At 38.2% G+C, this 24,630-nt stretch carries 24 protein-coding genes, 1 tRNA gene and 1 pseudogene; 15 read left to right on the top strand and 11 right to left on the bottom strand.

All coding sequences use genetic code 11. The annotated features are described in order from the left end of the window. Positions 1-689: 689 nt before the first annotated feature. Positions 690-2,600, bottom strand: a complete 1,911-nt coding sequence (locus QRD39_RS08795) for a hypothetical protein (RefSeq protein ID WP_285956259.1) — start codon at positions 2,598-2,600, stop codon at positions 690-692. Between the two features lie 352 nt (positions 2,601-2,952). Between QRD39_RS08795 and QRD39_RS08790 the strand changes: the two genes are divergently transcribed. The 9 genes and pseudogenes from QRD39_RS08790 to QRD39_RS08750 all read left to right on the top strand — a co-directional run bounded on the left by QRD39_RS08790 (position 2,953) and on the right by QRD39_RS08750 (position 9,077). Further along, positions 2,953-3,480: a hypothetical protein gene (locus QRD39_RS08790; protein WP_285956258.1), complete on the top strand. Its 528-nt coding sequence runs from the start codon at positions 2,953-2,955 to the stop codon at positions 3,478-3,480. Positions 3,481-3,951: 471 nt separating this feature from the next. Beyond that, a complete protein-coding gene (locus QRD39_RS08785) occupies positions 3,952-4,479 on the top strand; it encodes a hypothetical protein (protein WP_285956257.1) in 528 nt (175 codons plus the stop codon). Positions 4,480-4,581: 102 nt separating this feature from the next. Continuing rightward, on the top strand, positions 4,582-4,896 hold the full coding sequence (locus QRD39_RS08780; RefSeq protein WP_285956256.1) for a hypothetical protein: 315 nt from the start codon (positions 4,582-4,584) through the stop codon (positions 4,894-4,896). Beyond that, a complete protein-coding gene (locus QRD39_RS08775) occupies positions 4,896-5,972 on the top strand; it encodes an AAA family ATPase (protein ID WP_285956267.1) in 1,077 nt (358 codons plus the stop codon). Before QRD39_RS08780 ends, QRD39_RS08775 begins: the two co-directional genes overlap by 1 nt. Before the next feature lie 2 nt (positions 5,973-5,974). Next, positions 5,975-6,589 (top strand): hypothetical protein, encoded by a 615-nt coding sequence (locus QRD39_RS08770; protein ID WP_285956255.1) that lies wholly within the window; start codon positions 5,975-5,977, stop codon positions 6,587-6,589. Between the two features lie 133 nt (positions 6,590-6,722). Next, positions 6,723-7,301: a replication protein gene (locus tag QRD39_RS08765; protein WP_285956254.1), complete on the top strand. Its 579-nt coding sequence runs from the start codon at positions 6,723-6,725 to the stop codon at positions 7,299-7,301. Beyond that, positions 7,302-7,538, top strand: a complete 237-nt coding sequence (locus QRD39_RS08760) for a DUF3173 family protein (protein WP_285956253.1) — start codon at positions 7,302-7,304, stop codon at positions 7,536-7,538. It abuts the gene before it with no gap. Between the two features lie 11 nt (positions 7,539-7,549). Continuing rightward, positions 7,550-8,701 (top strand): site-specific integrase, encoded by a 1,152-nt coding sequence (locus QRD39_RS08755; RefSeq protein WP_285956252.1) that lies wholly within the window; start codon positions 7,550-7,552, stop codon positions 8,699-8,701. Positions 8,702-8,778: 77 nt separating this feature from the next. Next, a pseudogene (locus tag QRD39_RS08750) lies at positions 8,779-9,077 on the top strand (YbaB/EbfC family nucleoid-associated protein). 117 nt (positions 9,078-9,194) lie between these two features. Here the strand turns inward: QRD39_RS08750 and QRD39_RS08745 are convergent. Next, complete coding sequence (locus QRD39_RS08745) at positions 9,195-9,812, bottom strand: signal peptide protein (RefSeq protein ID WP_285956251.1); 618 nt, start codon at positions 9,810-9,812, stop codon at positions 9,195-9,197. Positions 9,813-10,793: 981 nt separating this feature from the next. Here QRD39_RS08745 and QRD39_RS08740 point away from each other — a divergent pair. Both QRD39_RS08740 and QRD39_RS08735 read left to right on the top strand, forming a co-directional pair. Continuing rightward, entirely contained in the window at positions 10,794-11,495 is a 702-nt protein-coding gene (locus QRD39_RS08740) for an ABC transporter ATP-binding protein (RefSeq protein WP_002889513.1), read from the top strand. 14 nt (positions 11,496-11,509) lie between these two features. Next, complete coding sequence (locus QRD39_RS08735) at positions 11,510-14,152, top strand: FtsX-like permease family protein (protein WP_285956250.1); 2,643 nt, start codon at positions 11,510-11,512, stop codon at positions 14,150-14,152. 52 nt (positions 14,153-14,204) lie between these two features. On the opposite strand, the gene QRD39_RS08730 is transcribed toward QRD39_RS08735, so the two are convergent. The 3 genes from QRD39_RS08730 to QRD39_RS08720 form a co-directional block, all read right to left on the bottom strand. After that, complete coding sequence (locus QRD39_RS08730; RefSeq protein ID WP_285956249.1) at positions 14,205-14,933, bottom strand: MerR family transcriptional regulator; 729 nt, start codon at positions 14,931-14,933, stop codon at positions 14,205-14,207. A gap of 174 nt (positions 14,934-15,107) precedes the next feature. Further along, positions 15,108-15,698, bottom strand: coding sequence for a 3'-5' exonuclease (locus QRD39_RS08725; RefSeq protein WP_155213471.1), 591 nt, complete (start codon positions 15,696-15,698; stop codon positions 15,108-15,110). A gap of 49 nt (positions 15,699-15,747) precedes the next feature. Then, complete coding sequence (locus QRD39_RS08720) at positions 15,748-16,284, bottom strand: DUF536 domain-containing protein (protein ID WP_002889519.1); 537 nt, start codon at positions 16,282-16,284, stop codon at positions 15,748-15,750. A 520-nt stretch (positions 16,285-16,804) separates the two neighbouring features. Between QRD39_RS08720 and QRD39_RS08715 the strand changes: the two genes are divergently transcribed. Beyond that, the gene (locus tag QRD39_RS08715) at positions 16,805-17,164 is read left to right on the top strand and encodes a metal-sulfur cluster assembly factor (RefSeq protein ID WP_008535380.1); all 360 of its coding nucleotides are present in this window, start codon (positions 16,805-16,807) and stop codon (positions 17,162-17,164) included. Positions 17,165-17,334: 170 nt separating this feature from the next. Here the strand turns inward: QRD39_RS08715 and ilvD are convergent, their stop codons facing one another. Next, positions 17,335-19,023, bottom strand: coding sequence for a dihydroxy-acid dehydratase (gene ilvD / locus QRD39_RS08710; protein ID WP_434556765.1), 1,689 nt, complete (start codon positions 19,021-19,023; stop codon positions 17,335-17,337). Positions 19,024-19,159: 136 nt separating this feature from the next. Between ilvD and aao the strand changes: the two genes are divergently transcribed. Continuing rightward, positions 19,160-20,341: an aminoacetone oxidase gene (gene aao, locus QRD39_RS08705; protein ID WP_285956247.1), complete on the top strand. Its 1,182-nt coding sequence runs from the start codon at positions 19,160-19,162 to the stop codon at positions 20,339-20,341. Between the two features lie 80 nt (positions 20,342-20,421). Here the strand turns inward: aao and QRD39_RS08700 are convergent. The 5 genes from QRD39_RS08700 to QRD39_RS08680 form a co-directional block, all read right to left on the bottom strand. Then, positions 20,422-20,508, bottom strand: a tRNA-Ser gene (locus QRD39_RS08700). A gap of 61 nt (positions 20,509-20,569) precedes the next feature. Continuing rightward, positions 20,570-21,211 carry a tRNA (guanosine(46)-N7)-methyltransferase TrmB gene (gene trmB / locus QRD39_RS08695; RefSeq protein ID WP_285956246.1) on the bottom strand — a complete coding sequence of 214 codons (642 nt, stop codon included), beginning with the start codon at positions 21,209-21,211 and terminating at the stop codon, positions 20,570-20,572. Between the two features lie 9 nt (positions 21,212-21,220). Beyond that, complete coding sequence (gene ccrZ / locus QRD39_RS08690; RefSeq protein ID WP_002889525.1) at positions 21,221-22,012, bottom strand: cell cycle regulator CcrZ; 792 nt, start codon at positions 22,010-22,012, stop codon at positions 21,221-21,223. A 57-nt stretch (positions 22,013-22,069) separates the two neighbouring features. Then, entirely contained in the window at positions 22,070-23,104 is a 1,035-nt protein-coding gene (locus tag QRD39_RS08685) for an ABC transporter permease (protein ID WP_434556764.1), read from the bottom strand. Next, complete coding sequence (locus tag QRD39_RS08680; RefSeq protein ID WP_285956244.1) at positions 23,104-23,835, bottom strand: ABC transporter ATP-binding protein; 732 nt, start codon at positions 23,833-23,835, stop codon at positions 23,104-23,106. Before QRD39_RS08680 ends, QRD39_RS08685 begins: the two co-directional genes overlap by 1 nt. Before the next feature lie 64 nt (positions 23,836-23,899). On the opposite strand from QRD39_RS08680, the gene QRD39_RS08675 reads away from it, so the two are divergent. Beyond that, a complete protein-coding gene (locus QRD39_RS08675; RefSeq protein ID WP_021152466.1) occupies positions 23,900-24,319 on the top strand; it encodes an HIT family protein in 420 nt (139 codons plus the stop codon). Continuing rightward, positions 24,316-24,615 (top strand): hypothetical protein, encoded by a 300-nt coding sequence (locus QRD39_RS08670; protein WP_285956243.1) that lies wholly within the window; start codon positions 24,316-24,318, stop codon positions 24,613-24,615. The genes QRD39_RS08675 and QRD39_RS08670 overlap by 4 nt, the downstream gene beginning before the upstream one ends. Positions 24,616-24,630: the final 15 nt, after the last annotated feature.

Here is a 24,630-nt window from a genome sequence, read left to right as displayed (position 1 = left end):
ATAATTAAGCATAATACTTCAACAATGATGATTTTAAAAAATTTCCATCACTACAAACATTTCTCTGTACTTCTCCGATACTCAAAAAGTAAGCTATACCGTACTCTTAACTTCTTTAATGTAGTGACCAATTGAAACTGAAACTAGTGCACCTACACTCACACAGCCTGCCTTTTTGGTTTTCTTTGTAGAAAATTTAAGCATGATAGCTTCCTCCTTTGAATTATTTCAACATCTCTGTTGATGGTTATAGTATACCTTAAATTGTTAAGATAAAATTTCATTTGTATTATTATGTTGTTTTGAGTGTAGTAAATAGTAAAATATTTTGTTTGATAAAATTTTTATTTTATAAGGGATTGGGAAACACTCACCAAAATATAAAATAATCATCAGCTCAAAAGTGTCGATCTAACTTTTGCTGATGATTATTTTTTCGATAGTGTGTATATACTGTCTGAGCTCGCAAAGACCTAAAATCATATTTTTAGATCAATTTTTAATTTTCCGCACCAAACACAGTGACTGATATTCTAAGACAGCTGATTTTTTAGAAGAACTCAAAAACAGCTTATTCATCAAGATAAGCAATTTCACCATACAAAAACCTTGCATTACCACTCTCCTCATTAATCTTCAGGAATGACTTTCAAAATAACAGTCAATTCTCTGGACTATAATACCTATTATTATAAGTATTCATTTAGTAACAACTTATCTAAATCGGAAAACTGCTTTTCCTCCACAAAATTACTTATTTGATTTTCCATTTCTGCTTTAAACTTGAGGAACTCAATATCAAACTTATCATAAAAAGAGCCTTTTTTACAATGTATATCCCAATCTTCATATAGATTAGCAAGTATGAATGATTTAAAATGCCTAGACGAATCTTTAACTAATTTATCAGCGATATTCTCCAAATACTTAATGAGTAAACTTTCATCTCCATTATTAACTTCGACATAATCAAATTCCTCATCAAGTCGTTCTTTTATTTTATTAAAACTATCTTCTATCTTAATTATTTTAGCCATTAGACGTGATTCTTTGTAATTAGTTATTTTTCCTCCAAACTCACCATGAAAAAGTTCAACTAAAAATTGTAGCGATTCACTAACTCGTTTATGCTCACCGACTTCTATTTCTCTTAAATAAGGAATAAAAATTTCATTATAGAATCGAATAAAATCCAGAATATAATTGTAGTTTACATTAAATAAATCGAGTTGCTCTTGGTGTTTTCTTTGATTATTAAGATATATCATTTTATCCATATAACATTCAGGTGTTTCAAATAAAATATTCTTTAAAGTATAGACAAAATACTGACCACTTAGAAAAATAAAATTCTCCATAATATAGCTTGGAAATTTATCAGAAGTTTTATAATATTTGTTAAAAGTACATTCATAGTGAACTCCAAAAAATGTTATGTAAATCTGTCTCAATCTATCCATTTTACTTAACGATATACAACAACTGCCCATTATTCTCTCTAGAATTGCTAAAATAATCTTATTATTATACCCTCTGACTTCAGTAATTAACTGTACTTTATCATTTTTCAAACTTAGCAAGTTATCATAGATTTCTTTTCTCGTTGGAAAGTCAAAATAATGTATGGTTCTATATGTTCGATTTTTCCTTAAATCTTCTCTCAAAAACTTGATAAATTCACTTACAAATACGGAATTATAGACTTTAACATAGTTTCCTTGTTTAAACTTAGCTTTTTCATTCCCTGACTTAACTTCCATTTTTACCTCAGGGGTATCAAACTCATAATTTTTCTCACCTATTTTTACAAGATTTGCTTGAAAATCAACAGTCATTCCCTCGCATTTTGAAAGAAATTCAAAAGGAATATTTGTCAATGGAGCTCTTAAATTACTGTTTCGCATCATATAATATCTTGAACTAAAATTATCAATTAACAAATTGTACTTCCGCTTTAGCTGTTCTTCAAGATTTTGAAGGACTTTTCTTTTGTCATCTATTGAGTCAAAAATATAATAATCCTTCTCACATTCAATCACACTTGAAATATCTAATTCAAGGTCCAGTTCAGCTATTCCTTTCAAAGAAGGTAGCCATAATTTTTTATCTAAATTCACTAGACTAACGTTCTGGTTTCTACCAGAGTATTCCGAAGTTAACCCTTTATTTATCTCCGTTAAAACTTTAGGGACTATTTTATAATCTTCACCAAACCACGTCTTATTAATTACGTCTAGAATCTCACCTTTATCCCGTTCAGAGAAAAAAGCTTGCTCAATACTGTATGAATCCTCCTCAAATACACTAATTTTCTTTCTAATAGTAGCCTTTTCAAAATCAATAGATGAATCTCCACTATTCCAAAGAGAAGTAATATCATCAATAGTGAAATTTCTTTTATAGGTGCTATCTACTTCATCTATAAGACATTCCAAAATATTCTCATCCCAAACTTCAAATTTTTTTCCTAAGAATAAATAATCCCCTTTACTTAACTCTTCTCTAAAATAAACATGTTGCAATAAGCCAAAACCAATTGATAAAGACTTAGACTCACTAATTATATCTTCAAATTCCTGTCGATAATATCTGTTTTTCATAAAATTTCCCCCAATCCCAGGCTTACAGCAAAGCCTTCTTTTGTTTTAATTATACATGAAAGCTTAAGGAAAAACATGCTCAAATTACATGTAGAAAAGCTTTCGATAATAAAGGGTCACTGGGTTACAAACTAGGTTCGAAAAAGATAGAATCCTATAGATTTGTATTCAACAGATCAAACAAACATGTCTAAATAGTGCGCACTAAGTAGACGGATTGAAACTATAAACAAGCATCATGCTCTTTGTTTATGTAAAAGTTTCACCGTTTCCTTTGGTGTGCGCTTTTTCATACCTTTTTCGGTCAAACTTTCCATGTTTCTTTCCGTCTCGGACGAGAAAGAGGAAACAAATGACTTATTCAAAAGAAATTAAAAGACTTTACAGCCAACTTTTGGGCAAATCTCTAAAGACAAGAATGAACGAGATGGGAATCTATAACAATCAAATCGCTTCCGACAACTCAGAAGATGATTTCGACTTCATTTCAGAAAGTGCCGTTGGAGAAATTCTAAAAGGAAGAAGAAATCTCACTAAAAAGAGCTATGAAACTTTTCAATCAACACTGAATTACAAGACACCGCGAGAAGTTTTTTTCCCAAGCTCTGATTTTGAACTCCAACTCATTGAAACTATTATTTCTACTATTTTGACTGAATCATGCTTTAAACAAACTTTACTTAGAGAAGCTATATGTAAAAAACTTGATGAAAATTTAGAACAACAGAATATATCAGATTTTGTAAATGCTCATCAAAAGATACTTTTAAACTCATTAGCTCAGTTCTTCCCAGCGTCTCCGAAGGAAAAGACTTCCTTTCAAATTGCTGAACGATTGACTGAATGGCTTACAGAATTGGTTTGCATCATAACACAATAAAAAGATTCAACCAACCAAAGAACTACTTCAATACTTACTTACGCTTTTACTTATTTCTTTCATATGTGCCGATAAAAAATAAAACTTTACCTTTTCTCAAACTGATTTAGTTTTAAAAATGAGGCTTTGAGATGCTGTAAACTATTTACATGAGATTCTGACATAATTTTCTAAGCCTACGGATTAACCCAAAAATACAAATAATTATTCTACAAAAATAGAACTATGTCACTGGGTTATAAACTAGGTTCGAATAAGATAGAATCTTAGAGATCTGTATTCAACAGATCAAACAAACATGTCTAATAGTGCGCACTAAGTAGACGGATTGAAACTATAAACACATAGACAAGCATTATGTTTTTGTTTATGTAAAAGTTTCACCGTTTTCTTTGGTGTGCACTTTTTTCATGCCTTCATCGGTCAAACTTTCCATGTTTCTTTCCGTCTCAGACGAGAAAGAAGGAATAAATGACTTATTCAAAAGAAATAAAAAAACTTTACAGCCAACTTTTGGGCAAATCTCTCAAGACAAAAATGAACGAATTAGGAATCTATAATAATCAAATTGCTTACTACAACTCAGATAACAAACTTGTTTTTATTGCAGAGTCGTCTGTCGGTCAAATCATCAAAGGTAGAAGAAATCTAACCTTTGAAAGCTCACTAGCTTTTCAATCAACACTTAATTACAAGACACCTAGAGAGTTATTTTTCCCAAGCTCTGAATTTGAACTCCAACTCATTGAAACTATTATTTCGACTATTTTGACTGCATCATGCTTTAAACAAACTTTCTTTAGAGAAGCTATCTATAAAAAACTTGATGAAAAAATAAACCAACAAAATATATCAGATTTTGTAAATGCTCATCAAGAGATATTTTTAAACTCATTAGCTCAATTCTTTCCAGCATTTCTTACTGAAGAGACTTCTTTTCAGATTACGGAACGATTGACTGAATGGCTTACGGAATTGGTTTGCATCGTAACACAATAATTATCTTCAGACTGTCAAAAAATCTGACAGTCTGCTTTATTGAAATAGCGTAAAATAAACTTGTTCTTAGCTAAGACGAAATTTAAAAACGAGGTATTACACATGAAAACACGTAATCGCAAAAGTGGCTACTCAGCCAATACTGCAACTGAATATATCGACAACAAGCAAGCTATTTACTGCTTAAGCACTGAATTAGAACCACAGATTCGTTTTGAGGACAACCAGCCTACTGGGGAGATAATCGCTTATAAAGCTTGGTTTTCACAAAAAGGGCTTCCTCCATTTACTGTGAAATTTAACTTTGAGATAACTCTTCCACCTTATATGGCCATGGTTACATTTGATAACCTTCAAGCTTGTGAGGTTGGTTACAATGTTTATTTTAAGGCTGATGGGCTCAAGGAGATTAAATGATGACCAAACGAGAATTGGAACAGTACCTCCTTCAAAGCCTTAATATGGGTCTCGGTTCTCTCATGCAAGGTGAAACAAGCTATACTAATAGTTTTGACTGCAAGATTATGGATGATGGCTTCCTTTTTCTACCACGTTTACCAGCTGGTTACATCATCGATGACGACCTCTACCAAAAAATTTTCTTAATTGCTAACGCATCATTGTACCCACGATATACTTTGCTAAAGCAAAACTCTGCTTATTTTATGGCTCTTGACACTAATGATATTCATGTTCAACGTGGTCTCTTCTTTCCATGGAAATTAGGGGTCTCCGAACGACTTATCATCTCTGATTTAGACAGCTTCGCTAAGAGTCACGAGGAAGACATTATTCCAATCATGAAAAATCTTGTCCTAGATTATAATAACGTCACTTCTCTAGCCATTGCCGGAAATAGTGGCTCAGGAAAGTCATACACCCTGACCTACCTTCTTAGCCACCTCAAACAGATCTCTGACCTTATTATAATAGACCCAAAGTTTGATACCCCATCACGATGGGCAAGAGAAAATGGCATTGCCGTTATCCATCCTAAACGAAACCGCTCTAAATCAGATTTTGTGTCTGAAATCAATGAAAATCTTAGCGATAGCCTTAACCTTATCCAACAAAGGCAAGAAATTCTATATGACAATCCAGATCACCACTTTGACCATCTAACTATCGTTATTGATGAAGTTTTAGCTTTGTCAGAGGGTGTTAATAAGACAATCAAAGATTCCTTCTTTTCTCTCATGTCCCAAATTGCCCTTTTAGGTAGAGCGACAAAAGTTCACTTACTGCTAGTAAGTCAGCGTTTTGACCATAATACCATCCCTGTATCGGTTCGTGAACAGTTAAATGTACTCATTCAAATTGGAAATATCAATAAGAAAACTACGCAATTCCTATTTCCAGATCTTGACCCTGAGGGTATAGTCATCCCAATAGGAAAAGGAACTGGGTTGATTCAAATCATCGATAACGAACACCCTTATCAAGTCCTACCTTTGCTCTGCCCAACCTATTACACTAAGAAAGGTATCTTATAAATATGAAAAAATCATTCTTCCAAAAAACTTACAACCTTATCATAAATCTCACCATCATAGGTTTGATTTGTTTCTTAGCACAGTTCTGTTTAGGCTTATTTTATCAAGCTATCGAACTGAGTGGCCTATCTCAATATAATAACTCTTTTATCCTAATCAGTGATAGTCTAGCTAATATCAAACAAGTCATCTTAGTTTTTTCAATCTCTATCCTAGCTATCTCCTCAATTTTGGTAATCGGTCAACTACTTTATCGGATTGCTAAAGATTCCCTTTGGAATTACTTCAAGTCAGTCTATCAAACCATCCGAATGCGTCAATTTCTTAAACAAGTCGAAAACTCTGAACCTATCGTAACAATCGAAAACCAAACTATTACACGATTCAATCCTGTTTTGAGTGAATTTAACCAATCCGTTAGGAAATGCACTGTCGATATCCGTCAAGAAGAGGTTTCTATTTTCTTAAAGATGCCTAGAACTCAACAAGCTCAAAAACTTTTGAAAGATATGGAAGAACATATCAAAGAAGAAATCTCCAATTATAACCCCAACTACTATTTTTCCACACCTCTAAGGGTGGAAAATAAGCTCTGGTTCAAAGGAACTAAACGTTAATACTAGGGCAGTGCCTGGCTCACGTAGTGAAAGCCAAGTGTACTGCCTTTTCATATAACATTTTTACTGTGTAATGGGGCTACTACGACCCCCATTACACCAATAATCAATAATCATAGGAAGGATAATTCTATTGCCAAAAGAAAAACGGTCAAACAAATGGGCTTTCCTGATTTATAAAGAAAGTACACCCCATAATTACCTAGAAATCCTTGAAGAGTTACATATACCTTTTGTACTCAGTCCATGGCATGATAAAGATATCAATAAGGAAACTGGTGAGTTCAAAAAAGCACACAAGCATGGCGCCCTGTACTTTGAGTCCTTAAAGAGCTATTCTCAAGTATCAGCACTAATCAAAGAAAAATTAAATGGTCCATCCCATGTTGAACCCATATTGTCACCCAAAGGCATGTTTGACTATTTTACTCATGCTGAAAATCCAGAGAAGACACCCTATAACATCAATGATATCGAATCAGATTGTGGTTTTGAGCTTGATAAATTTTTAGTCAACAGTAATACAGATAATTTTTTATCCTTAGTTATTGATATTATAGAAGAACACAACTTTACAGAGTTTAATACACTCGTGAGGTATGCACGAACAGATAACCCTCATCTTTTGGGACTGTTAATGAACAAAACCTATTTTTTTGCTAAGTATTTAGACTCTCGACGACATCAGAAAGATAGAAAAGAGGATAAGTAAATGATTCAAATTGTAGATAAAATTGAACTAATGATCCTTACAGGATACACCGATGCACAGGCTAACAAGTTGATCAGAAAAGCCAAACAAAAGCTCCTACAAGATGGCTTTGAGTGGTATGGAAATAAAAAGGTGGGACGTGTCCCTTTAAAAACCATTGAAGACATTCTAGGTGTTGAGTTATCCGCTAAACATGATATAATTAATCCCGTACTGGAAGATACTGTTAATGAGTAAGGAGATTACACATGGCAGTAACTAGACAAAAAAATAAAAAATGGAAGGTGGATCTTAGTGATGGTTATGACGCTATAACAGGCGGTCAAAAGCGTCACAGAAAAACAAATTTCAAATCACGTAAAGAAGCTGAACGTTATGAAGCTGATTACCGTATCAATAAACTTCATCAAGTGGGACACAAAGACAAAGTCTCTGTATCTTACCTCTACTCTCTTGTCAAAGAAGAAGATGAGCTCCGAGGTAATAAAAGAGGGACTATCGACAGTCAAGAATCTTATTATCGGATGTACGTCTCTAAGTATTTTAAAAATGCTAATTTGAGAGAGGTCTCGCTTCAAGATATCAAGCAATATCGTGACTGGTTAAGAAAACAACCTAGCGTAAAAGGTGGCACACTAACCAATTCACACATTAATCAACAAATGATCTTTGTTCATAAACTGTTTGATATTGCTGTAACCAATGGCATTAGAACGAACAATCCTTGTGATGGTCTGCGTCGTTTGCCACATCAACACAAAGAAATGGCCTACTATACACCTGAACAATTTAAACGATTTGATTCACTTTTTGAGGAGTCAGAATATCAATACCAGCTTTTATATCGGTTATTGATGTATACTGGTGTTCGAATTGGTGAGGCACTAGCACTTACTTGGGAGCAGATCAACCTTGATGAAAAATACGTTGATGTAAAATTTTCAGCATACTACCGAAATAGTGAGGTCCATATTGGAACTGTTAAGACTACTCAATCTAACAGACGCATATACATTCACAATGCTTTTGTAGAAGAGCTAAAAATTTGGAAATCAAAGCAATTTGAACTACTCAAGGCTTTTACAGACAACACTGACTCTTTACAAATTTTCCAAAACTCACCAGAGGTCCTAACCAGTCCAGATATTTCTAATTTCAGGACGAAACTGAAAAAACGCATGCCTAAAAATTTAAAACTGATTCGTAATCATGATTTTAGACATTCTCATGTAGCCTTTCTCGTTTCACAAGGTCTTAGAAATGGAGAGGGGAAAGACTATATTTTCTTCACACTTATGAAACGTCTTGGACACAGCTCTATTAACACAACAATAAATGTATACTCACATTTATTCCCAACTCAACAAAAAGAGATCGCTTCTGCCTTTGATAATTTTTAAGAATAAGGCAAAATAAGGCATCAAAAAGTAACAAACAAGGGCTAAACCCTTGATATGAAAGGAATCTAGAAAATATTATGATGAACATGCAAAACATGATGAAGCAAGCACAAAAGCTTCAGAAACAAATGGAAAAAACCAGGCTGAGTTGGCTGCTACAACTTTCACTGGAAAATCAGCCCAAGACTTGGTCGTTGCTGAATTAACTGGTGACAAAAAAGTGGTTAACATCACTTTTGCTGATGCTGTTGTGGATCCTGATGATGTGGAAACACTTCAAGATATGACTGTTCAAGCACTCAACGATGCTCTTGGACAAATTGACGAAGCGACTAAAAAATCAATGGGTGCCTTTGCAGGTAAATTGCCATTCTAAAAAATAAAAAGGAATCTTGCGGTTCCTTTTTTCTATACACTCATTTAACAACTCAGTCATAAAACAAAAGTCTTGGACAAGTTGTCCAAGACTTTTTGTCGTCATTAATTAAAACTGTCACTCCTCAACCAGACCAAGGCCTGACTGAGCATCTTCTTCGTTTGCTTCTTTAGAACGATTCTTTTGACCTAAGTAAATACTAGCTGAATCTAATGAGCTCTCCAAAGTAGGATAATTCACATCATCATTTTCCGTTCTTGAAGGAACAGGTCCTGAGATTAATAGCTCATCATCATTCTTCACATAAATCTTATATTCACCGACTTCACTAGTCTGCGCCAAAATTTCATCCAATAAATTTGAGTCGCTAGATTGAGTTGCTCCTTCAACGACTTGATTTTCATCCTGCTTTTGCTCTGATGAATCCACTGCTTCTGTGATAACAATATAGTCAGGTGCTTCCTCACTAGATGGCTTATCAGCTTCCTTATCTTGATCTGGTTGGCTAGGAGAATCCTGACCCTTGTTATCTTGAGTAGAAGCTTCATGTTTGCTTTCTGCCTCATCACTAAGCAGTTTCGTCTTAGTCTGATTGGTGTCCGAATTAACCTGAGACGTCCCTTTTGCATCAGCCGATGCGACACCGGTACCCATGAATAGAACAAGAATCCCTAAAGTCGAGACCAATCCAATCATTAGTTTACGAAATAGACTATTATCTTTTTTCTTAATCATAACTCCCTCACTATGTTTTTGTTAGCTCCGATTAACTAACATGAGTCCTAGATGCTGCTGTTGATCAAATGAAGGTCATACTGAACTCATCTTATAAACCTTCATTATGCTATCTATCTTAACACTCAAAAGCTTTCGTTTCAAGCGATTCTTTAATTTTTAAGCATTTTAAATAAATAAAAAATTCATGTCCTAAAATTGATGAAAATCTATTATCAGATTAAGCTTTTAAGCCTAGACAAATGGTAAATTCTTTAAGCAATGCTCAGTAAACCAAAGATTTGTTGGCTAAAGTGCCAATAAAAGAGCTACTTTGCACCAAACGTTTATCGGATACCTTCATAGTGTCCAAACACTTCCAAAGCAACTATAAAAAAAATAGCCCTAAAAGAAAAAGCTAACCTTCTATTAATTAAACAAATGATTATAAAAAGATTAGTAATATACACCTCTTAAACTCTGTTTTAAAAGGTCTTAATAGATTCAATAAATACCTATCCTACAGAAAATCTCATATAGTTTACATCTAAAGTTTATTTATAGTTCTCTTTATTAGCATTTCTTTATTTAATAAAAACAAAGGAAACTACTAAAGATGATGCTAAGGATCAACTCTCTCATATACTACTCATCCCATAACATTTGTATCTTATCAGCTCTAACGTGCTAAATACACCGACCTTAACTCCTCTATTACGACAAATAACTGTTAAAATTGGAGAAAACACTTGGTAAAACACTAAAAATAGCCTAACTTTATAACCAAATGACCAAATCGGAGACTCACAAAAAGCTCATTTACTAAACTATTTTCTCATATGTAAACGCTTCACACACATCTCTATCACATGTAAGAAAAACTTGCTATGTTTTAGTATTTTTTTAGCATAAACGCTAGATATTTCAAGGAAAATCCGTTACAATGAGATAAGGAAAGATAGGTAATTAACAGCATCATTATTTCATATGAAAGGGAAATTCATGGCTTATATTCAAATGAAACATAGCTATAAACGCTATAAGACCGGTGATCTGGAAATTATCGCAAATAATGACGTAAGCTTTGAAATTGAAAAAGGGGAGCTTGTCGTCGTTCTCGGTGCCTCCGGTGCAGGGAAATCAACCGTTCTTAACATCTTAGGTGGTATGGACACCAATGACGAAGGCCGCGTCATTATTGATGGTAAGGATATCTCTGAATACTCAGCTAGGGAACTTACGACTTATCGTCGTGAAGACGTTGGTTTTGTATTCCAATTTTACAACTTAGTTTCAAACCTTACGGCCAGGGAGAACGTTGAGTTAGCATCTGAAATCGTTCCAAACGCTAAAGATGCCTCACAAACACTTGTCGAAGTCGGTTTAGGGGACCGCTTGGACAACTTCCCATCACAACTATCTGGTGGGGAACAACAACGTGTCGCTATTGCACGTGCCGTTGCCAAAAATCCAAAGATTCTTCTTTGTGATGAACCGACGGGGGCTCTGGATTATCAAACAGGGAAACAAATCCTGACCCTCCTTCAAGACATGGCGCGCAAACAGGGAACAACTGTTATTATTGTTACCCACAATGCTTCTCTAGCTCCAATTGCTGATCGTGTGATCCAAATGCACGATGCCAAGATTAAGAGTGTGGAAATTAATCCCAACCCACAAAAAATCGAGGACTTGGAGTACTAGAAAGGAGCACCGTCATGAAAAAAACAACTTATTGGAAAGATGTTTGGCGAACCTTTGTAGCTTCTAAAGGGCGTATGCTCTCTATTGCCTTGCTTATGGCACTCGGATCCTTTGCTTTGATTGGTCTTAAGGTCACTTCTCCTAATATGAAAACAACAGGAGAACACTTCTTCAAGGCCCATCAGACAGCTGACTTGAGCTTAATCAGTACTTACGGTATTAACAAAACCGATCAAGACCTTCTTAATACAGTCAAAAAGAAGAATGTTGACATTGAGTATGGTTATTTCAAAGATGCTGTTATCAAGGGCACAAATACGACATTTCGTATCTTCTCAAAACCTAAAAAAATCTCTACCTATGACCTTGTTGAGGGGAAGCTTCCTAATAAGGATGGGGAGATTGCTCTTTCTTCGACCTATAAAGAAGAATACAGTGTAGGAGATAAGATTAATTTTTCTGAGCCAGTAGATAGCTCTGGGCAAAAACAGTTAAAGGAACAAACATATACCATTACTGGTTTTGTCAATTCCTCTGAACTCCTCTCCAAGAATCGTCTTGGTAATGCCAGTGCAGGTACCGGAAAACTAGACGGCTATGCCGTTGTGCCGAAGACAGATTTCAACGCTAATAACTACATGATTGCTCGAATCCGTTACCAGGATTTGGCAAATGTGAGTCCTTTTAGTAAGAAATATGCGGATAAAATTTCAGAAAGAAAAGCTGAACTCAAGGACCTTTTTAAAGACGAGCCTGAGAAACGCTTAACTGAAATCAAGTCCCAAACTCAAGCTCAAATTACGCAAGGAAAACAAGAGCTTGAAGCAGCACGCACCCAGACTCAGCAGATGACAACAACCAACGCTGCTGAGGCAGCAAGTGTAAAAGAGGCTACTACCAAGATTGAAGCCAAGCAAAAAGAACTCGAAGAAAGTCAAGCAATGCTGGACAATATGCCAGCCCCTAGCTACAAGTTCTACTCTCGTCGAGAGATTCCGGGTTCAGAAGGGTATGTTGCTTACGAGAGTAACATCAACATCATCCATGATGTCAGCAACATCTTCCCTGTAGCCCTCTACTTTATGGCAGCCTTAGTTACCTTTGTAACCATGGGACGCTTTGTTGAAGAAGAACGAGGAAAAGCCGGTATTCTTAATGCACTAGGTTACAACAATTCACGTATTATCCACAAATTCGTCATTTATGGATTAATTACTAGTATTGCTGGCACAGCTGCAAGGGTTATTACAGGACATACTCTACTTCCAGTACTCATTCACAACACTTATAAGAATGATTTGCAACTACCTGCTTTTGAGTTGCACTTCTACTTAGGGCTTACCCTAATCGCCTTTCTTTTAGGCCTCCTATCCGCTGTACTTCCTGCCTATGCGGTTGCTAAGAAAGAACTCTGGGAAAAACCTTCCCAACTGCTCCTTCCAAAGCCACCTCGTGCAGGAGCTAAGATTGTCCTAGAGCGCATTACACCTCTCTGGAAACGTCTTAGCTTCAAAGAAAAAGTTACCATGCGTAATATTTTCCGCTATAAACAACGGATGTTTATGACCCTCTTTGGAGTCGCAGGCTCTATCGCTCTGCTCTTCGCAGGTTTAGGAATTCGTTCTTCCGTATCTAATCTTAACCAGCAACAGTTTGAAGACATCATTCACTATGATATGATTGTCGCTAAACAACCGAATACATCAAGTGCCTTTGATGAGCAACTCACAAAGCTTCTTGATAGCAAAGACGTCAAAGAATACTTGAATATTCATTTTGAAACCTTACAAAAAATTGCTGGTAATAATAAGGATACCCAAGAAATCTCGACGATTGTCTTTAACGACCATGATGAGAAAATCATTAATAGTTACGTTAGCTTGAGAGACCGGGCACATAACAAAACGCTTAAATTATCTAATGATGGAGCTATTATCTCTGAAAAAATGGCCAAACTCCTTAACCTCAAGGTTGGCGATACCATTACTGTACAAAACAGTCAGGAAGAATCCGTCAAGATTAAAATTGCTGGTATCACAGAAATGTACATGGGACATTTCCTCTTTATGAATGCTAGCTACTATCAAAAAGCCTTTGGTACACCTTCAGTGAATAATGCCAATCTCGTCAGTCTGGCTGAGCCTACCAAGCAAAATGTGGAAAACATGGCAGCTAAATTCATCAACTTGCCAAATGTTTACGGCGTTGTTCAAAACAACAACCTCAAGTTGCAAATCAGCACCATGGTCAATTCCTTAACGCAAGTTATTGGTATCTTGATTACTGTTTCCATTCTTCTTGCTGTGGTTGTCCTTTACAATCTGACCAACATCAATGTCTCTGAACGTATCCACGAGCTCTCAACCGTTAAGGTTCTTGGTTTCTACAATAATGAAGTATCCCTCTACATCTATCGTGAAACCATTTATCTATCTATTATTGGTATCTTCGTCGGATTTGGTCTTGGACAGGCACTTCACCAATATATGGTAAGCATTATCCCACCAGATCGTATCATGTTTGATCCATCTATTGGACTTGCTACCTACCTTTTACCAGCTGTTCTCATTGTCTTAATCCTTATTATCCTCGGCTTCGTTGTTAATAACCGCCTAGCCAAGCTTAATATGCTCGAAGCTCTAAGTTCAGTTGAATAAGCTAAAAACGCCTGAGAAGTCATTCTCAAGCGTTTTTTTATATTCGATAAATTTATTTCGTTTTAGTCTTAGCCAACTCCAAACAGTAGGTTTTCACATGACAATGAGGACAAGTCAGCCTACGAGTCCTAGGAGTATGCCCTGCAAGAGCAAACTCTTTAAAACTAGGGTCAAAAGCCTTATAACAATTAGGACAGAGGTATTCGAACTGCTTTCTATAGTGAAACACCACTAAATTTGTGGCTATGATAAATGCGGGGCAGACAACAAACAAACCTCTAGGATCCTTAAAATAATAAATGACTATCAGTAGGGCTATGAAATAAAGAAGACTCGTTAGAATGATGCTTCCAAACATTCTCAACTGCAAATTTCGCCATGATTTTTGATTTTCCATAAGACGTGAAATGTCTGACAAATCTTCCAACGAAAGTTGACGCCACTTAGCAGTTGCTTTTTGCAAGTGACGGGCACGTTTTAGTTTGACCTCTATTTCCTCTGAAGACTTTTCCAAGCTCTCGATTTGATCTGTCAACAAAAGCTCTAAAACCTGTTCCCTATTCTCCTCTTGCAAGAGTTTTTTGATTTGATTAATTGAGAAATCCAAATCTCTTAAGAAACAAATGACTTGTAGGCGTTCCAAGTCTGATTCGTGATAGATTCTCCGACCACCTTCTGTAACTTCAGACGGCGTCAAAATACCACGTTGATCATAGTACTGGACAGTCCTAACAGACACTTCTGCTGCCTTAGCCAACTCTCCTGTTGAAAACTGCGACATCTCAGTCACCTCCTTTTAAGATTTTCCATCAAAGGAGGACCTTGGCCACCCTTGATACCTAGATTCTACCTTATAACGCAAGGTGACGAGCAAGCCCTAACCCTAGAGGATTTTCACTTCTTACAGAAAAAGTTAGCCATCACTCTTTACAGCCTTTACAGCTCTTGTAAAGCTTTAGTCGAAGAGGCCACCTAAACCTAGTGCAGCAAAAGGATTGTTACTGACTTCTTCCTGTTGCTCCAGAAGTTTTGCATTCTCATCTAATTCGAGAAACTTCTCGTAAATCTGTGCGGTCATCCGAGCATCCTCCAAACTATTGTGACCATGTCCCTTAATTCCAAAGAAATCTGCGACACTGGTTAGCTTGAGGTTGACAATACCATTCAAATCCGAAGCACGACGGTCAAAGGCCTCATCGAAAACATCTAAAACATATTTCTCTTCCAAGTCTAAACCATTTTCAGCTAGAATGGGCAAATCCGACTTAAGGGCATTGTAACCGATAAGTGGTGTATCACCAACAAATGCCTTAAAATCCGCTAGAACGGACTCTAACTTCGGTGCCTTGGCAATCTTATCAGCTGTAATCCCCGTCAAACCATTGATAAAGGACTGCAAAGGAACATCCGAATAGACGAAAGAGTCAAACTGGCCCACTTCCTCATGCCGGTCCATCTTAACAGCTGACACCTGGATGATATGGCTAACGCCATCCACCGTGTTGAATTCCAAATCAAAGGCAATATAAGTTTCTACATTTTCCATCTTTATCTCCTACAATAGTTAAAGCTGAGACTGAGTCCCAGCTTCTTTTTTATTTTCCAAATAGTCGTCCAAAGAACCCTTTTTTAGAAGCTTCTTCTTGTTTGGTTTGGATCTCTTCCACTTGAGCTTTGGCTTCATCAACCTCTACCTTAGCCTCATCAAGCTCCAATTTAAGCTCTTCTTTGTCCTTCATAGCAGTCAAGGTCAATTGTTGCTGTTGATCGATTTGCTTGTCTTTCTCGGCGATTTGAACATCTTTGACACGCAATTGGTCATCCATGTTAGACAACTGCTCATCCTTTGCCTTCAACTGGGCATAGAGACGGGCAATCTCAGAGTTTTTCTCGTCTACAAGAATCTCTAACAGCTCACGTTGCTTAGTTTCTTCATCAATAGGCTCATCGTCAAAGATAGTCTTCTTGTAGATTTCCTCCAACTTAATCAAGCCACTACGCTTAACGACAGTAACCCCTTTTGCATTTTTTTCAGTATCTTCTTCTGGAAGTTGTTTGACACGATTATTGACTGCTTGACGACTAACGCCAAGGATTTCAGCAATCTCGCTGACGGTCTTTTCAATACTCATAATAGCCTCATTTTCTCTTGAAATGTCTTACTATGAGAATATCATAATCACACCTTTCTGTCAATTTGACAAGACAATTCCCCGTCCCTAATATGGGGTTTCAGAGCCATTATGTTAACCCTAAATTCCTGAGCATTTTGCTTGATAGGCCAAAAGTATTTTGATAGACTATTGCTCGGGTATAAATGTATTTTGAAGGATTTTTGCTTAAACAATCAGTACTTAAAGGCTTATCTTTATTAGTACCAGATCTGTTGTATCTAGGAATGGTGGAGTCCTATTTCGCAAGACTTTGGATTTTTATTCTCTCTCCAATTGTCTGTAGTGCTCTTGCAACTATCGTTGCGAAGAATTTGCTTGATACAAAAGCACAAGTCACATTATCTCCAACGATGGGTTTGTTGGGGATTTTTTGATGTTACGGCGTATTCCCATTACAAACTATTATGACTAAACCAGATTGAAAAAAGCCCTAAAGTATGACATAATAAACAAAAGTAAAATAGAAAGAAAAGGTCCTATGAAAAACTTCCGTGATGATATTAAAGTCAACGATTTAGTCCAACCTTATTTAGAACCTATCGTTGAACAAATGACCACTGTGTTTGATCCTGAGATTGAGCTAGACATCTATAACCTTGGCTTAATCTATGAAATCACCCTTGATGAAACTGGCCACTGCTACTTCCTTATGACCTTTACCGATACTGGCTGCGGTTGCGAAGAGACGATGCCTTACGAAATTGCTGAAAAACTCAAATCAATCGATGGTATCAAATCTGTCAAGGTCGAGACTACTTACTCGCCTGTCTGGAAGATGACCCGTATCAGTCGATATGGTCGCATTGCCCTTGGTATTTCACCTCGAGGTGGAAAATAATATTAAAACTGGTTGGATAGTTCCAACCAGTTTTTTGCTCTATTTTTGCTGAGGGAGCTCAACTGATAAATTTTCACCAAATCACAATGCTTTCAGCGACTACCTTCGACTTCCTAACTCAAAAAATCACACCGCACATATTCCGGTGTGATTTCTTTTATGTCAGTAAATTAGGCTTTACCTGATTTATCCATGTTCCAGAAGTCGGTAACAGCACCACGTGAGGCTGAAGAAACAATGTGAGCGTATTTACCGAGGACACCACGGCTATAAAGTGGTGGCAACTCAGTTTCAGCTTTACGTTTTGCCAACTCTTCGTCTGAAACGTGCATAGTGATTTCTTTGGTATCCTGGTCAACTGTAACCAAGTCCCCTGTGTGAAGGTAAGCAATTGGACCACCAACCTGAGCTTCAGGTGCAATGTGACCAACAACAAGGCCGTAAGTACCACCTGAGAAACGTCCATCTGTCAAAAGGGCAACCTTGTCCCCTTGACCCTTACCAACAATCATTGATGACAAGGACAACATTTCTGGCATACCAGGACCACCCTTAGGACCTACAAAACGAACAACAACAACGTCGCCGTCAACGATTTCGTCAGAAAGAACTGCTTCGATAGCATCTTCTTCTGAGTCAAAGACCTTAGCAGGACCCGTGATATTACGAACTTTAACCCCTGATACTTTGGCAACCGCACCTTCTGGAGCCAAGTTACCTTTCAAGATAATCAACGGACCATCGGCACGTTTAGGATGTTCAAGCGGCATGATAACTTTTTGACCTGGTGTCAAATCGTCGAAGGCTTCCAAGTTTTCCGCAACAGTCTTACCAGTACATGTGATACGGTCACCGTGAAGGAAGCCATTCTTCAACAAGTACTTCATAACAGCTGGCACACCACCAACATTGTAAAGGTCTTGGAAGACATATTGACCTGAAGGTTTCAAGTCAGCCAAGTGAGGCACGCGCTCTTGGAAGTCATTGAAATCTTCAAGCGTCAAATCAACGTTAGCTGCGTGAGCAATAGCGAGCAAGTGAAGAGTGGCATTTGTTGAACCACCAAGCGCCATTGTGACAGTGATAGCATCTTCAAAGGCTTCACGTGTCAAGATATCTGATGGTTTAAGACCAAGTTCAAGCATCTTAACAACCGCACGACCAGCTTCTTCGATATCTGCTTTCTTCTCAGCTGATTCAGCAGGGTGAGATGATGATCCTGGAAGACTCATCCCCATTACTTCAATCGCTGTTGCCATAGTATTGGCAGTATACATACCACCACAACCACCAGGGCCAGGGCAGGCATTACACTCAAGCTCTTTAACCTCTTCGGCTGTCATATCACCGTGGTTCCATTTCCCGATTCCTTCAAAAACAGAAACCAAGTCGATGTCCTTACCGTTAAGGTTACCCGGTGCAATGGTACCACCGTAGGCAAAAATCGCTGGAATATCCATGTTAGCAATGGCAATCATAGAACCTGGCATATTCTTATCACAGCCACCGATAGCTACAAAGGCATCCACGTTGTGACCACCCATAGCCGCTTCGATAGAGTCCGCAATGATATCACGAGACGTCAAAGAGAAACGCATCCCTGGTGTTCCCATAGCAATCCCGTCGGCAACAGTAATGGTCCCAAATTGAACAGGCCAAGCTCCCGCATCTTTCACCCCTTCTTTGGCAATTTGACCAAAACCGTGCAAGTGGATATTACATGGTGTATTTTCCGCCCAAGTTGAGATAACTCCAACAATTGGCTTTTCAAAACTTTCATCCGTCATTCCTGTCGCACGAAGCATGGCACGGTTAGGTGATTTAACCATACTATCGTAGACAGATGAACGGTGTTTCATGTGATTTTCAGACACGATATTCCCTCCTTAGTTAGTAATCATTTTAATCAAAATGTCTATTTCTATTCTAACATAATTTACCTAAAAATACTGGTCCTTTGACATCTCCCACTTTAAATTATGCTAAAATAAAGGCATGAAACATTTTGATACTATCGTTATTGGGGGTGGACCTGCTGGCATGATGGCGACCATTGCCTCAGCCTTTTATGGCCAACAAACCCTTCTGATTGAAAAAAATAAAAGACTTGGCAAGAAACTTGCTGGTACCGGAGGCGGACGTTGTAATGTCACTAACAATGGAAGTCTTGACGACCTCCTAGCAGGTATTCCAGGTAATGGGCGTTTCCTCTATAGCGTCTTTTCCCAATTTGATAACCATGACATCATTGCTTTTTTCGAGGACAATGGTGTCAAACTCAAGGTCGAGGATCACGGACGTGTCTTCCCTAAAACAGATAAATCACGTACTATTATCCAGGCTCTGGAGGATAAAATTCTGGAACTAGGTGCTACTATCCTCACCGATACAGAAGTTGTCTCCGTCAAAAAGGTCGATCAGCAATTCCAAGTTAAATCTTCAAACCAAATTTTTACCAGTGACAAACTCATCGTCACAACTGGTGGAAAATCCTACCCATCAACAGGTTCGACTGGTTTTGGACATGATATTGCCCGTCATTTCAAACTCCATGTTACTGACCTTGAAGCTGCAGAAAGTCCACTTCTAACCGACTTTCCACACAAGGCTTTACAGGGAATTTCTCTTGACGATGTCACTCTGTCCTATGGCAAGCACAAGATTACCCACGACCTGCTTTTCACCCATTTCGGCCTATCTGGACCAGCTGCCCTTCGCCTTTCTAGCTTTGTTAAGGGTGGTGAGATAGCACATCTAGACTTTCTTCCCAACCAAAACCAAGAAAATCTCAAGATCTACTTTGAAGAAAATCGCGAGAAATCAGTTAAAAACTCCCTCAAAGCCCTTGTACCTGAGCGTATCGCTGAATTCCTAGCAAAAGGTATGACCGATAATAAGGTCAAACAGCTACATCCCAAAGACTTGGAAAATCTTATCAGTCAGCTTAAGGACATGGAAATCCCGATCACGGGTAAAATGTCACTTGTCAAATCTTTCGTAACCAAAGGTGGCGTTGACCTTAAGGAAATCAATCCCAAAACCCTCGAAAGTAAAAAAGTCCCTCACCTACATTTTGCAGGAGAGGTCCTTGATATCAACGCCCATACCGGTGGCTTTAATATCACCAGCGCCCTCTGTACCGGTTGGGTAGCAGGTATTCAGAGCCCTTGGGACTAAAAGATGACATATTCTTTTGATTACTATACCTAAAAAATGTCCCTTTCAATTCAGAAGGGACATTTTCTCTATTTCCAAAAAGGAGAGGAGGGGATTCGAACCCCCGAGCCCCGTTAAGGACTACACGCTTTCCAAGCGTGCGCACTCGGCCTCTATGCGACCTCTCCATATTAAACGATTAGCCTATTTGTGGCTAATCGCTATTTTTTCATCCTATTTCCCAAAGAATTAGTCCTTAAACTGAGCCTCTACTCGATAGATGACTTGACCTTTTTCTGAGAATTTACGCTCGTACTCAGTCATAACATTACCTTCGTAATCACTTGCATGAAGGTCCAACCAAACTTTGTTAAGAACCATTCCATACTTTGAAAAGCTAGTCAAACTATACTCGAAAAGTCCACGGTTATCGGTCTTAAAGTGAATTTCTCCGTTTTCTGGCAGGATTTGTTTATAAGTATCTAGGAAAGTCTTGTAAGTCAAACGGCGTTTCTCGTGACGACTCTTAGGCCATGGATCTGAGAAGTTCAGATACATCATGTCCACTTCACCGTCCGCAAAATAATTAGTCAAGGCTGAGCCATCCACTCGCAAAAGCTTAACATTTTCAGCACCTGAGGCCAAGACCTTATCCAAGGCATAACTCAAGACAGATAACTGGATATCAATACCAATGTAGTTGATATCAGGGTTTTGTTGGGCCATTCCAGTGATAAAGGCTCCCTTACCAGATCCCACCTCAATATGGATAGGATTGTCATTACCAAAAAGCTCGTGCCACTTACCTTTAGCAGCCTCCGGCTCAAGGATAACGTATTGAGGATGATTCGCTAGGTGTTCCTCTGCACCCTTACGTTTTCTAACTCGCATGTTTACTTTCTAATACCTGTGCAGGGTTTCTCTGAACTTACGCAATTCATAAATTTCTCGGTTGGCGTGTTCCATATCACGGTTATCAAAGAATTTTGAAATTTGTGTTAAGTATGAGAATTGCCCATACCAATAAATCTTGTCCATCACAAGGTCATTATTCTTATAGCCATAATATGACAACCACTGAGGCCAATGTGCCAAAGGAATGTAATGGCTAAGAATCTGTGCGACATCATACATACGGTCTGTCAAACGTACAGAATCCCAATCAACCAAATAAATCAATCCTGAGGTTGTAATAACAAAGTTACTATGACGGGCATCCCCGTGGACAATTGTCGCAATATCTGCACGAAATTCTGGAAGATGACGTTTCAAATCTCTAACGACATCTTGAAGATAACCATTCTCACGTAATTGATAGGCAGCATTTTCCTCCCATTCGTGTAGAAGGTCAAAGGGATTTTCAATGTGATAATCCAACTGCAAGAGCTGATTTACCAAGTGTTTTGAACGGTGCAAATTACCAAGAATTTGGATAATCTGTTTGCTATTCATGTCATGTTTGGTCAAGATGCGACCATCAAGCCATTCCTGTGCACTCATCATATCACCATTTCCCAGACGCTTAGCCCACAAGAGCTGTGGTGCAATCTGTTCCTTGGCAAGAGCTGCCAAGATTGGTGTTGTATTCATCTTCACAAAGACGCGATCTCCATTTGGGTAGGTCCCCATATAGGCCTTACCACTGTTTCCTTTGAGAGGAGTCAGGCTCAAATCTTTATCTGTTGATGTCACCTAGGCATCTCCTTTTTCTTTAGTCTTTTGCTTCTATTTTAACTTATTTAATAGGTGTTAGTCAATCATCTTCTTAAGCTTGGCTGGTAGGTAGACAAGGCTCAAAACAAGCATCACTCCACCTAAAATGAGGCTAAACTTCAAATCCAAGAGACAAACAGCCTGAATCAGCGTCATCACAAGGATAATTTGGCTAATCAAACGTTTCAGATTGTCCACCTGCATGTCCTTACCTAATGGCATAAGATTAGCCATTCTTTGATAAGCAAAGTGGGATTTTAGTGCTGTCAGTTGGAAGAGCAAGAGGTAATCGAAAATAGCCACAAGTATCATAGCCAACCATTTTTCAGGAACTAAAAAGATAACCAGTAGAGATAAGGCAAAGAGACGACAACTCAAAGCAAAGTAATCTCCAGAGCGTAAGAAAGCCCTTAGGTAAAGATTGTACCAAGTATGGTTTTTGTCCTTCTTTGTACGTTTGAGAATACCATCCAAATAAGCACGGCGTTTTACACTCGACGTAATCCCCTTAACATTGGTAAAGAGGGAGAAGAACTTCAAAATTGATTGTTGCCGTTTATTTTCCGCTGCAATAGCTATAGCCCAATTAAGTCCAGATTGCTTATAAAAAGGTTGAGCCTTTTTCTGGAAAATAAAATACTTAAGAATAGCCATAGCCACCGCTACAAGGACAACGCCCCAAACTGGAAGCCCCAAGGCTAAAAAGAGTGGAACGACCAAGATAAAAATCAAAGTTTGAATGAGCACCCAAAATCTAAAAGCACGCCCTGTTGCCTTCTTAACATGGGCTCGTACCTCTTCTTCCTTCACCAAGAGATAGTGCTTGTCAGCAGGCTCTAAATAGGTGGCAATGTTTCCCCAGAAAGGAAGGAAGAGACACAGCACAAGCAAGCCCAGGACAATAGCCCATGGATTTTTTGGAAAATGTCGGAGCAACTGGCTATACTGAACCAAGACGAAGCCCAACAAAAAGAGAAGAACCAAGATAAAGTGGTCATTAAAGACGTAGCGACTATACTTAGCACAACGGGTATTGAATCGCTTGCTACGCTCCTTAAAAAGCTCAGCTATCATGACAATTCTCCCTTAGTTAACTGCATGTAAATATCGTTAAGACTGGCACTACTGTCGCCGAAGGTCTGACGAAGCTCATCAAGCGTTCCCTGTGCTAAGACTTGACCGTGATGCAAAATTACAAAGCGATCACACATCTTCTCAGCCGAATCCAAAACGTGAGTCGACATGAGAATAGCCTTACCATTCGCTTTTCCCTCAGCCAAAAGCTCAATCAAGTCCGAAATCGCCAAAGGATCCAAACCTAGGAAGGGCTCATCAACAATGAGAAGACTTGGGTCCACAATAAAGGCACAAATAATCATAACCTTCTGCTTCATTCCCTTTGAAAACTGAGTCGGGAACCAGTCCAATTTTTCATCTAAGCGAAAGAGCTTGAGGTATTTATCCGCACGTGCCATCCCCTCAGTCACATCAAGCCCATAGGCCATCAACACCGTTTCCAAATGTTCACGTAGTGTCAATTCCTCATACAAACTTGGTGTCTCAGGGATGTAACCAATCTTTTGACGATAACTAGCCGTATCTTGCTGAATGGTTAAACCATCAATTGCAATCTGTCCCCCATAGGGTGTTAAAAGACCAATAATCTCGTTAATTGTTGTTGATTTTCCAGCACCATTAAGACCAATTAGGCCAACTAATTCACCATCAGCCACCTCAAAAGTGACATCTTTTAGGACGGGAATATTGGCATAACCACCCGTCACCTTTTCTAATTTAAGCATTATCTTTTCTCTCTTTGGTATGATATAATCTATTATAACAAAAACTCATGGAAAGGTCGTTATTATGGATAATTGTATTTTCTGTAAAATTATATCTGGAGAAATCCCATCATCAAAAGTCTACGAGGACGACAAGGTTCTAGCCTTCCTCGATATTTCACAAGCTACAAAAGGACACACCTTGGTTATTCCTAAAGAGCACGTTCGCAACATCTTAGAAATGTCTGCTGAAACCGCAGAGACTGTCTTTAGCCGTGTCCCTAAAATTGCCCGTGCCGTCCAAAAAGCAACAAAAGCTATCGGAATGAATGTTCTTAACAACAACGAAGAAGTTGCTGGACAAACCGTCTTCCATGCTCATATTCATCTCGTTCCTCGTTACGGTGCAGACGATGGTATCCACATGGGCTTTGATGAACACGAACCAGACTTCGCTGCCTTGGCCGACCTTGCTGACAGCATTGCTAAAGAGGTAACAGAATGAAACTCGGACGCTTTCTAGCTCTTGGAACCCTTGCCTACGGTGCCTACTACGCCTATAAACGACGTGAAGACATCAAAGAGGAAATCCTAGACCTCAACCAATCACGAGAAAATATCTCTCACGATCTGGACAGAATAAAACGCAACCTTGACATCATCAAGGAACAAAACCTTGTGCTTGATGACATCAAACAAGACCTCAGCTATAAAACACGTGTCTTCCAAAAAGACCTAGAACCTCGACTCAGCATCATCCAAGAACATTTGAAAAAATATCAAAGTGACAATAAAGAATAAAGGTAAGTAGCCTGT

Source organism: Streptococcus raffinosi (assembly GCF_030284685.1).
Lineage (GTDB): Bacteria > Bacillota > Bacilli > Lactobacillales > Streptococcaceae > Streptococcus > Streptococcus raffinosi.
The sequence above is the reverse complement of the archived record's forward strand: the minus strand, read 5'-3'. Positions and strand labels throughout refer to the sequence as shown.

Bases quoted from the DNA above. Each gene is read 5' to 3' on its own strand.
- QRD39_RS08795 (WP_285956259.1), bottom strand. From the start codon at position 2,600: ATGAAAAACAGATATTATCGACAGGAATTTGAAGATATAATTAGTGAG.
- QRD39_RS08790 (WP_285956258.1), top strand. From the start codon at position 2,953: ATGACTTATTCAAAAGAAATTAAAAGACTTTACAGCCAACTTTTGGGC.
- QRD39_RS08785 (WP_285956257.1), top strand. From the start codon at position 3,952: ATGACTTATTCAAAAGAAATAAAAAAACTTTACAGCCAACTTTTGGGC.
- QRD39_RS08780 (WP_285956256.1), top strand. From the start codon at position 4,582: ATGAAAACACGTAATCGCAAAAGTGGCTACTCAGCCAATACTGCAACT.
- QRD39_RS08775 (WP_285956267.1), top strand. From the start codon at position 4,896: ATGACCAAACGAGAATTGGAACAGTACCTCCTTCAAAGCCTTAATATG.
- QRD39_RS08770 (WP_285956255.1), top strand. From the start codon at position 5,975: ATGAAAAAATCATTCTTCCAAAAAACTTACAACCTTATCATAAATCTC.
- QRD39_RS08760 (WP_285956253.1), top strand. From the start codon at position 7,302: ATGATTCAAATTGTAGATAAAATTGAACTAATGATCCTTACAGGATAC.
- QRD39_RS08755 (WP_285956252.1), top strand. From the start codon at position 7,550: ATGGCAGTAACTAGACAAAAAAATAAAAAATGGAAGGTGGATCTTAGT.
- QRD39_RS08745 (WP_285956251.1), bottom strand. From the start codon at position 9,812: ATGATTAAGAAAAAAGATAATAGTCTATTTCGTAAACTAATGATTGGA.
- QRD39_RS08740 (WP_002889513.1), top strand. From the start codon at position 10,794: ATGGCTTATATTCAAATGAAACATAGCTATAAACGCTATAAGACCGGT.
- QRD39_RS08735 (WP_285956250.1), top strand. From the start codon at position 11,510: ATGAAAAAAACAACTTATTGGAAAGATGTTTGGCGAACCTTTGTAGCT.
- QRD39_RS08730 (WP_285956249.1), bottom strand. From the start codon at position 14,933: ATGTCGCAGTTTTCAACAGGAGAGTTGGCTAAGGCAGCAGAAGTGTCT.
- QRD39_RS08725 (WP_155213471.1), bottom strand. From the start codon at position 15,698: ATGGAAAATGTAGAAACTTATATTGCCTTTGATTTGGAATTCAACACG.
- QRD39_RS08720 (WP_002889519.1), bottom strand. From the start codon at position 16,284: ATGAGTATTGAAAAGACCGTCAGCGAGATTGCTGAAATCCTTGGCGTT.
- QRD39_RS08715 (WP_008535380.1), top strand. From the start codon at position 16,805: ATGAAAAACTTCCGTGATGATATTAAAGTCAACGATTTAGTCCAACCT.
- ilvD (WP_434556765.1), bottom strand. From the start codon at position 19,023: ATGAAACACCGTTCATCTGTCTACGATAGTATGGTTAAATCACCTAAC.
- aao (WP_285956247.1), top strand. From the start codon at position 19,160: ATGAAACATTTTGATACTATCGTTATTGGGGGTGGACCTGCTGGCATG.
- trmB (WP_285956246.1), bottom strand. From the start codon at position 21,211: ATGCGAGTTAGAAAACGTAAGGGTGCAGAGGAACACCTAGCGAATCAT.
- QRD39_RS08680 (WP_285956244.1), bottom strand. From the start codon at position 23,835: ATGCTTAAATTAGAAAAGGTGACGGGTGGTTATGCCAATATTCCCGTC.
- QRD39_RS08675 (WP_021152466.1), top strand. From the start codon at position 23,900: ATGGATAATTGTATTTTCTGTAAAATTATATCTGGAGAAATCCCATCA.
- QRD39_RS08670 (WP_285956243.1), top strand. From the start codon at position 24,316: ATGAAACTCGGACGCTTTCTAGCTCTTGGAACCCTTGCCTACGGTGCC.